Raw genomic sequence first — 8,681 nt, 5'->3', positions numbered from 1 at the left:
AAAAAATCGCTAAATTTCACGCCCGCACTATCTCATCCAGGCTCTTGCGTAGGCGCGCAAAACCCTCTTTGATCTCCGGTTTTTTAATATTTAGCGCAGGCAAAAATCTAAGGGTACGCTTGCCGGATTTTAGGATCAAAAGTCCGTTTTGCAGGGCTTTGTTAAAGATCTCGCTCAGATTTTTTTCATCGCGCAGCACGAGGCCTTGCATCAGACCGAGCCCCACGCGCTTTTCGATCAGGCTAGGATAGTCTGCGGCGAGCCCGTCTAGTTTTTTGATAAATCTTTTTATAGTCTTATCAAGCTTGCCGCTCGCTTTTAAAAACTCTAGCTGCGAAAGCACCGCAAGCGCCGTAGAGGTCGCCAAAAAGTTACCGCCGAAGGTGCTGCCGTGCTCGCCCGGAGCGAAAATGTTTTGCTGCGCCACGCACGCGCCGATCGGCACGCCGCCCGCAAGCCCTTTGGCAAAGGTGATGATGTCGGGGCGGATGCCGTAAATTTGCGACGTCGCAAACTCGCCCGTGCGATATACGCCGCACTGCACCTCGTCAGTGATCAAAAGCAGCTTTTTCTCTTTCAAAACCGCCGCCAGCCTTTGCACGCTCGCTTTATCCAGAGGCTTGATACCGCCCTCGCCCTGAACGAGCTCGATCATCACGGCGACGCTATTTTCATCGATATGCGCGATGATATCCTCGATATCGTCGAAAAATTTAAACCCGGGCATATAGGGAGCAAAAATTTCCGGATGAAATTTCTCCTGCCCCGTAGCTTGCAAAGTCGCTAGCGTGCGGCCGTGGAAGGAATTTCGCAGAGTTAGAATTTCAAATTTTTTATTAGGAAAATTTACGGTGCCGTATTTGCGCGCCATTTTGATCGCCGCCTCGTTCGCCTCCGCGCCAGAGTTGCAAAACACCGCGTAGCTGCGATACCCCAAAAGCTCGCTAATCTTTTGAGCCAGGGCTTCTTGAGGCAGAATTCTATAGATATTCGAGCCGTGGATGATCTGTGCGGCTTGCGTGCCGATCGCTTCCAGCACGATTTCGTTTGCGTGCCCCAGGCAGTTTACGCCGATGCCCGCGCCAAAATCCACGTAGTCCTTGCCCGCTTCGTCATAGACTACTGAGCCCTCGCCTCTTACCAGCGCCACGTTTACGCGCGCGAAATTATCCATCAAATAGTTCATTGTTTGTACTCCACTTTAGGCAGATGCCAAGATTTGTAATAAGCCACCATGCGAAACGCAACTCCCAAAACCAGCAAAATAAGCACCGAAATGACGCCGCCAAGTCCCAACCTATCAAGCACGAAATATATCAAACCTACGCCCATACTTATAGTGCCGTAAAGCCCGGTGCGCAAAAACCACGGCACTTCGTTCAGCAGCACGTCGCGCAAGATGCCGCCGCCCACGCCGTTGCAAAATGCGATCAGCACCACGCCGAAAACGTTATGATTATAGCTTAGCGCAACCATCGCCCCTACTATCGAAAAGCTTACGACGTCGATCGCATCGGTTAGAATAAATAAAAATTTACCCTCCAAATCGCGGTTCTCGTAAAGTTTGGCAAAAATGGCTACGGCGCTTACCGCAAGTACGATGGTTACGGGCGCATAGTGCGTGAACGAGTAGATCTCGCGGCTTACCAAGGTGTCGCGCATGATCCCGCCGCCAAGCGCCGTCAAAAACGCCGCGATAAAGATCCCAAGCCAATCGCAGCCCTTCTTTACGCCGAATAAAAACCCGCTAAGCGCCGCCGAAGCGATGCCTATGCACTCCGTAAACTCTAAAATACTCATATCACAACCCGCTAAAATCCTTTTAAAAACGCATTTTACAACAACTAAATATAAATTTCGGTAAAGCGCAACGGGCGGGAGAAATTTAGGCGCGGCGGGATAAATTTCGGAGCGGCGGATAAAATTTGAGCGCGGTGAATTAAAATCTACGCAGCAGAATTTTGTTAGGCAGGATTTTATGCGGCAGAATTCTACGCGGCTAAAATATGGCGTCGTCAGGGCGTAAATATAAAATTTAGACTTGAAATTTATAAACGACTGCGGAGATAAAATTTCACAGAATTTTATCGCGGCTAAAACATACGGCGTTGCGGTCTAGCGCAAATTTTAGCTTTAAATTTACGCCATGTGCGCGCTAAAAAGAATTTAACGCTACAAAGTCGGCTCTATGCTTACGCTAACGGCGCATAAATTTTGATTTGAAATTGCGCCCTCGTTTTTTGCGCCGTGTTTTGCCGCTATAAAATTTCATAAAATTTTTTACGACGACCGAGCCCGCGTGGGATTCTACGTAAAATTTTAAAATTTAGCGGCCAAATTCTGCGTGGAATTTTACGCCGAGCTCCGCTAGATTAGCGCAGCCGCTCTTTTAAAATTTTCCAAATACCTGGCATTGCCAGCAGTCCATTATGCGGCGCGGCGGCTATTTCATAAAATAGATCGCCCGCCTTAAGATATCCTGCAAGATCGCGGCAGTGATGCACCGGTATCAGCTCGTCGGCGGCGCCGTGGATGAGCGTGATCTGCGTGCCGCGTACCGCTTGCAGAAATTCCGCGGTCGGAATCTTGTAGCGGATCAAAAATTTCGGCACGAAGGGGATTTTTTCGTGCGCAAGCCGCTCGAAGCTAAAATATGGCGCGAGCAAAATCAGTCGCGCCGTATCCCACTTCGCGGCCTGCTGTGCGGCGATGCCGCTTCCGATCGAGTAGCCGATCATCGCGAGCTTACTTGGCGAATGCTGCTCTAAAACGTAGCGGCTCATCGCATCGGCGCTCGCCAAAAGCTGCTGCTGCGATGAAATTTTGCCGTCCGATTTGCCGTAACCCGGGTAATCGAAAATATAAAAATCGTATCCCAAAGCCGCAAAATCCGCGCCGTATGCGCCCCAGCCGCTCACGTCGCCGAAGTTGCCATGAAAGAACAAAATCGCGCCTTTAGGCTCTGCCGCGCTAAATTTCAGCCCATTTATCGCCCCGCCCTCAAACGGGATATTGATCTCTTGAAATTTTACCGCAGCGGCGTTTGCGTTATTGCCCGTTGTGACGTCCTGAGCGGCGTTTTCGCCGACGCGCTCGGCGCTAGTTTGAGCGCCTTCGTTTTTGATCTCGCCCGCAGCAGCGCCGTTTTCCTTTACGCCGCCAATCGCCGAAGCGTTTTCGTCCGCGGCGTTCTCGGGCACATTCACAAGTCCTGCAAATTCGGAATTTTCAAAGCTAAATTTGAAGTTTTTATCTAACGGCTCGCCCAAAAATATCAGCCGCTCCTGAAAGATATAAAGTCCCGCCGCGATCGCTGCATAAAGACACGCCGCGATAACGCACAGCCTAAGTAAAACCCTCATCGCCGTCCTTTAAATTTAAAGCCGAGACGCAAAAGCGCGCAGCAGCACGCGAAATTCCGTCTCGCCGCTAAGCTTTAAACTCGCTCAAAAACCACTGAAATGCTAGGATCAGCCCCGGCGCGCGCACGATCTTTTCGTCAAACATAAACTCTCGCGCCTTGGCCGCAGGCAGGTAGAAAAGCTCGATCTTCTCGCCGTCCACGCCGCCGCCGCGACCTAGCTTCATCGATTCGTCGATACACGCGAAGTATAAAATTTGGCGGTTTGCCGCAAAGCCCAGGGCGCTGTAGTAGCTCGTGATAAATTTCAGATCTTTCACGGCATAGCCTGTCTCTTCGAGCACCTCTTCGATCGCCGTTTGCTCCTCGCTGATGCCCTTGTCCAAAATGCCCGCGCAAAGCTCGTAGGTGTATCCTTTTTCGGGCGAATTTATTAAATTTTTCTCTTGATAAAACCACACGCTGGGGCGAAACTGCTTGACGAGCAAAAGCGCGTCACGCTGCGTATGATAAAGCAAAATCGAGACGCTATCGTGCACCTTGACGCAGTCCCACGCGCGCGCTACGCCGTCCATTTCAAAATTTAAGCGAAAGGGTTTAACGAAATTCGAGCTTTTAAGCTCGGAAATTTTAAAATTTTTTATAGTAGTATCCACGTCGCAAGTCCTAAAAAGCTAAAAAATCCAACGATATCCGTTACTGTGGTAAGCAGTACGGAGCTGCCGACGGCGGGATCGATATTTAATTTTTTAAGCGTGATCGGAATGACGGCGCCGAAAAGCCCGGCAAGCGTTAAATTTAGCACCATCGACATCGCAATCACCAGCCCCAAAAGCTTAATGCCGAACCAAAAATACGCCACAAACCCCATTAGCGTGGCAAAGATTAAGCCATTTATAAAAGCGATCGTGATCTCGCGAAAGAGAACCTGCTTTTTGTCTTTAAACGCTATCTCGCCCAAGGCTAGGCGGCGCACGGTTACCGTAAGCGCCTGCGTGCCGGTGTTGCCGCCCATGGAGGCGACTATCGGCATAAGTACGGCGAGTGCGACCAACTTTTCGATAGTGGCGTCAAAAAGCCCGATGATCGTGGAGCTTACGATCGCCGTGCATAAATTTACCGCCAGCCACAAGGCGCGCGCGCGACCTGCCTTAAAGATCGTAGTCTCGTCGTCTTCGGCTTCGTCATCGACGCCCGCGAGATTGTAAATTTGCTCGGTGGCGCGCTCTTGGATGAGATCGTGGATATCATCGGCGGTGATACGCCCGATAAGCACGCCGTTAGCATCGACAACGGGGATGACGTTAAGATCGAATTCTTCAAAGTCCTTGATTACGTCGTCGATCTTGTCTGTATCGGTGGCGAAGTGGATTTTATTTTCGGCGCCGAATTTTTGCGAAATTTCTTCCAGCGTGAGCGAAAAATCGTATAAAATCAGATCGGACGTCGAAAATGTAGTAAGCAGATGTCCCTTTTTATCGAGCACGAAGAGCTGAAAGACGTTCTCAATCTCGTCCTTTTCGCGCATAACGCGCAGCATCTCCACCGCCTGCCCCAGGGTCTGATCCTGCCTCGCGCTAAAAACCTCGGTCTGCATATACGCGCCCGCCTCATCTTCGCTATATTTGGAGATAGTAAGAATATCGTGGCGATCGTCCTCGTCAAGCCCATAGAAAATCTGCTCGGCCTTGTCCTCGTCGATTTCGCCGATATTTTGCAAAAGCTCCGCCTGATCGTCACTTTCTAGCTCCTCGATCGCTTTGACGATCTTTTCGTGAGGCAGAGTTTCGATGACGTCTTCGAGCATATGCTCGGGCATCTCAAGCGCAGCATCGGCAAGATCCTCAGGATCTAGCTTTTTTAAGAATTCTACGTATTTTTCTTCGTCGTGCTTCTTTAGAGTTTTTAAATGCTCCGTAAGATCGGCGGCACTCAGCTCATGCTCAAGCGTATCGCCTAGATGCGCATCAAGAAGCGCCTTAGCTTCCTCGACGTCGTCCAGCTGCTCTTTATTTTCCATTTTTGGCCTTAATTTATCGTGATAAGCGACTCGTAGTTTTCAAATTTAGCAGGGTTTTTCGAGCCGTCTTTAGCCGCAGCCATTCTGGCGTCCATATCTTTGACGAGAGCTTTAAATTTAAGTTCTTCGGCGCTTATGACGTTAGTTTTTTCAATCTTGACTACCTTAAGCGGATCTATAGCCTGCTTATTTTTATAAAGTCCGAAGTGCAGATGCGGTCCCGAACTAAGCCCGGTCGAGCCTACGTAGGCGATTAACTGACCTTGCTTGACACTAACGCCTGCTTTTGTGCCGCTAGCAAAGCCGCTAAGATGCGCATAAAGCGTACTGATACCGCCGCCGTGGTTGATCTCTACGGTGTTGCCGTAGCCGTTTTTACGCCCTACGAAGCTAATCTTGCCCGCCCCTGCGGCATTTACCCTAGTGCCTTTGGGAGCTGCATAATCTACGCCTAAGTGCGCGCGATATCGCTTTAAAATCGGATGAAATCTTTTAGGGGTAAAATACGATGAAATTCTAGTATAAACAAGCGGCGTGATAAGTAGAAAAGATTCGACCTTTTTACCGCTTCGGTCGTAGTATTTATCATCGAAAAAATATAGCGATTTGGGCTTTTTATTTTCCTCGATCATTCCTGCGGTGATATTTACTCCGCCAAAAGGCTTGCCAAGGCGCGTCTTTTGCTCGTATAGGATCACAAGCCGATCGCCCTTTTGCAGCTTTTTAAAATTTACCTCGTTTTTAAAAACAAGCATAAACTCATTCGCTAAAGCTGCATTGCCCGTAGCTTTGATGATATCTTGATAGGGCGAGCTTTCGATCTGAATTCCTAAAGAGTAGCTATTTTCCTCATAAACTATCGGAGTATAAACGAATCTAAAAGTGCCGAATTTATCGCGGTAGATGTGGATCTGAAGCTCCTCACTGACGGGAATTAGCAGCTGGGAGACGCGACCTGCTGGATCACGCAAAATTTGACACTCCACGCCCGCGCGCACCTCAGCGGCAAGTTCTTGATCCTCTTTATCCAGGTCATAATACACCGATGCGGGAATACCCGCGGTTTCCATAAATTGCAGAAGACTCACGCCATCGGGCCAGGCAAACTTCTCTACGCTGGGGTTGTTCGCAAAAACTACGCCTATCCACAGAAAAAGCAATATAAAAATTCTAGTCATATAAAAACCGCTTTGAAATATTATTTTAAGGCGGGATTGTAACGAAAAAACGCTTATATTTCGTAAATACCGCGGAATTTTATCGCTAATTTCAAAGTTTTATGTATAATTAGCCAAAATTTTATTCAGGAGCAGAATTTTGAAAAAAGCTTTACTTATTTTAGGTCTATTTTTAAGCGCGGCGATAGGGGCGGAATTTAACATGCCACGATACGAAACCTCCCTACTTAGCGTAACGGATGGTTCGGGCGAGATCACAGATAGCTCTACGATTGCCGTAGGTAGCAGCGGAGTTGTGATGCATAATTTCGGTAGCGGCGCAAGCTCCATCATCGCGCGCGCAGTCGTGACGCAAAAAAGCGCAGGCAAGGCAAAGGTGCGATTTGAGGTCTTTGATATGTTAGCTCAAGAGGCACTGCCACTGCCTAAAATTTTACCTGCAAGCGGCGATAAAGTGATCTTAAATTTCCTCTATGACCGCGCCATAATCGTCGCGCCTAACGCTGAAATTTACGAGCAGGTTATCAAGGCTTTTCCGAATATAAATTTTATCCATCCAGATCTTGGCGGCGCCTATCTTAGCTACAACCACAAGCCAAATCCTAGCCGAGACGATTTTCGTAAAATTTGCGCGCAAAACAGCGCCGGACTGATTTTTATCGCGATGGATAAACAAGGCGTATTTGCCGACTGCGGTAGTTTCAAGCCTTTGCGTACGTTCGCTAGCGGCAGCGTAGCTTATTATCAGCTGCCATTTTACTCACGCGTGGGCGAGATAAAGACCGTCATTTGGGATTTTACTAACGGCCCGATCAGCGATTACGACAAGCACTACCGCTATTTGCTGGGCTTAGACGGCGATGAATAGCGCCGCGCGAGCGTTTTTTACAAATCTATTAGGCGCGGATAACGCCTATTTTGACGAGGCTCATCGCACAGCATACTGCTACGACGCGACGAAAAGACGCTGCCTGCCGGACGGCGTGCTTTTCCCGCGAAGTGAGGACAATGTCAGTCAAATTTTAAAATTCTGCAACGAAAATTTAATCCCCATAGTTCCAAGAGGCGCAGGTAGCGGTTTTACTGGTGGATCTTTAGCCGCAAACGGCGGAGTGATTTTGGCATTTGAAAAACATATGAATAAAATTCTAGAAATCGACATGCAAAATCTACTCGCCGTAGTCCAACCCGGCTGCATAAATATCGATCTGCAAAAAGCAGCCGCAGTGCGCGGGCTTTTTTATCCGCCCGATCCCGCAAGCCAGGATTATTCCACGCTAGGAGGCAACGTCGCCGAAAACTCCGGTGGCATGCGCGCCGCAAAATACGGCATCACCAAAGACTACGTAATGGCACTGCGTGCGGTACTGCCTAACGGCGAGGTGATCCGAGCGGGCAAACGCACTATCAAAGACGTCGCAGGCTTCAACGTGGCAGGAATTTTAATCGCAAGCGAAGGCACGCTTGCCATCATCACCGAAATCACGCTCAAACTAATCCCGATGCCAAAGCTTAAAAAGACTGCGATGGGCGTCTTTCCTAGCGTAGATGCGGCAATGAATGCCGTGTATAAGACGATGGCTGCCGGTATCACGCCCGTGGCGATGGAATTTTTAGACGCGCTGTGCATAGCCGCGGTCGAGGAGAAATTTCACAAGGGCTTGCCGAAGGGTGCGGGCGCGATTTTGATCTGCGAAACAGACGGCAATTTAGAAGCAGTGCTTTTGGAGGAGCTCGCGCTCATAAAAGAAATTTTCGTTCAAAACGGCGCGAGCGACTTTCGCATCGCAAAAAGCGAAGAAGAGCGTGCGGGCATTTGGTTTGCGAGACGCAACTGCTCGCAGGCGATCAATATCTACGGCACGCTTAAGCTAAATGAGGACATCACCGTCCCGCGCTCGCAGCTGCCCGAGCTACTGCGCCGTATCGCGCGCATCGGCGATAAATACGGCGTGCGCGTGCCCTGCTTCGGGCACACGGGCGACGGCAATGTCCACACCAACGTCATGGTCGCCGACAAAAAAGATGAAGCTCAGGTACGACGCGGACATGACGCAATCACCGAAATTTTCAAAGCTGCAGTTGATCTTGGCGGTACGCTCAGCGGCGAGCACGGCATCGG

General features: G+C 49.5%; 8 protein-coding genes. 2 read left to right on the top strand and 6 right to left on the bottom strand.

Annotated elements, in window-relative coordinates; all coding sequences use genetic code 11:
• Positions 1-16: 16 nt before the first annotated feature.
• From Q0369_RS10895 to Q0369_RS10870, 6 genes are all read right to left on the bottom strand, one after another.
• The gene (locus Q0369_RS10895; RefSeq protein WP_298099857.1) at positions 17-1,186 is read right to left on the bottom strand and encodes an aspartate aminotransferase family protein; all 1,170 of its coding nucleotides are present in this window, start codon (positions 1,184-1,186) and stop codon (positions 17-19) included.
• Positions 1,183-1,800, bottom strand: coding sequence for a TRIC cation channel family protein (locus Q0369_RS10890; protein WP_298099853.1), 618 nt, complete (start codon positions 1,798-1,800; stop codon positions 1,183-1,185). The genes Q0369_RS10895 and Q0369_RS10890 overlap by 4 nt, the downstream gene beginning before the upstream one ends.
• A gap of 572 nt (positions 1,801-2,372) precedes the next feature.
• Positions 2,373-3,362 (bottom strand): alpha/beta fold hydrolase, encoded by a 990-nt coding sequence (locus Q0369_RS10885; protein WP_298099850.1) that lies wholly within the window; start codon positions 3,360-3,362, stop codon positions 2,373-2,375.
• A 67-nt stretch (positions 3,363-3,429) separates the two neighbouring features.
• On the bottom strand, positions 3,430-4,017 hold the full coding sequence (locus Q0369_RS10880; protein WP_298099847.1) for an NUDIX hydrolase: 588 nt from the start codon (positions 4,015-4,017) through the stop codon (positions 3,430-3,432).
• A complete protein-coding gene (mgtE, locus tag Q0369_RS10875; RefSeq protein ID WP_298099844.1) occupies positions 4,002-5,381 on the bottom strand; it encodes a magnesium transporter in 1,380 nt (459 codons plus the stop codon). Before mgtE ends, Q0369_RS10880 begins: the two co-directional genes overlap by 16 nt.
• 8 nt (positions 5,382-5,389) lie before the next feature.
• The gene (locus Q0369_RS10870) at positions 5,390-6,559 is read right to left on the bottom strand and encodes a peptidoglycan DD-metalloendopeptidase family protein (protein ID WP_005871954.1); all 1,170 of its coding nucleotides are present in this window, start codon (positions 6,557-6,559) and stop codon (positions 5,390-5,392) included.
• A 139-nt stretch (positions 6,560-6,698) separates the two neighbouring features.
• On the opposite strand from Q0369_RS10870, the gene Q0369_RS10865 reads away from it, so the two are divergent.
• Together Q0369_RS10865 and Q0369_RS10860 are read left to right on the top strand one after the other, a co-directional pair.
• Positions 6,699-7,427: a plasminogen-binding N-terminal domain-containing protein gene (locus tag Q0369_RS10865; protein ID WP_298099841.1), complete on the top strand. Its 729-nt coding sequence runs from the start codon at positions 6,699-6,701 to the stop codon at positions 7,425-7,427.
• Positions 7,420-8,681: FAD-linked oxidase C-terminal domain-containing protein (locus tag Q0369_RS10860; RefSeq protein WP_298099838.1), on the top strand; the 1,262-nt coding region annotated here is incomplete at its 3' end. The genes Q0369_RS10865 and Q0369_RS10860, both read left to right, overlap by 8 nt.

It is taken from the genome of uncultured Campylobacter sp., from assembly GCF_938030685.1.
GTDB lineage: Bacteria > Campylobacterota > Campylobacteria > Campylobacterales > Campylobacteraceae > Campylobacter_B.
Note: the sequence above shows the minus strand (reverse complement) of the source record. Positions and strands in the feature narration are given on the sequence as shown.

What these genes read in the sequence shown, in the direction of transcription:
- Q0369_RS10870 (WP_005871954.1), bottom strand. Translation starts at nt 6,559, where the DNA reads ATGACTAGAATTTTTATATTGCTTTTTCTGTGGATAGGCGTAGTTTTT.
- Q0369_RS10885 (WP_298099850.1), bottom strand. Translation starts at nt 3,362, where the DNA reads ATGAGGGTTTTACTTAGGCTGTGCGTTATCGCGGCGTGTCTTTATGCA.
- Q0369_RS10890 (WP_298099853.1), bottom strand. Translation starts at nt 1,800, where the DNA reads ATGAGTATTTTAGAGTTTACGGAGTGCATAGGCATCGCTTCGGCGGCG.
- Q0369_RS10895 (WP_298099857.1), bottom strand. Translation starts at nt 1,186, where the DNA reads ATGAACTATTTGATGGATAATTTCGCGCGCGTAAACGTGGCGCTGGTA.
- mgtE (WP_298099844.1), bottom strand. Translation starts at nt 5,381, where the DNA reads ATGGAAAATAAAGAGCAGCTGGACGACGTCGAGGAAGCTAAGGCGCTT.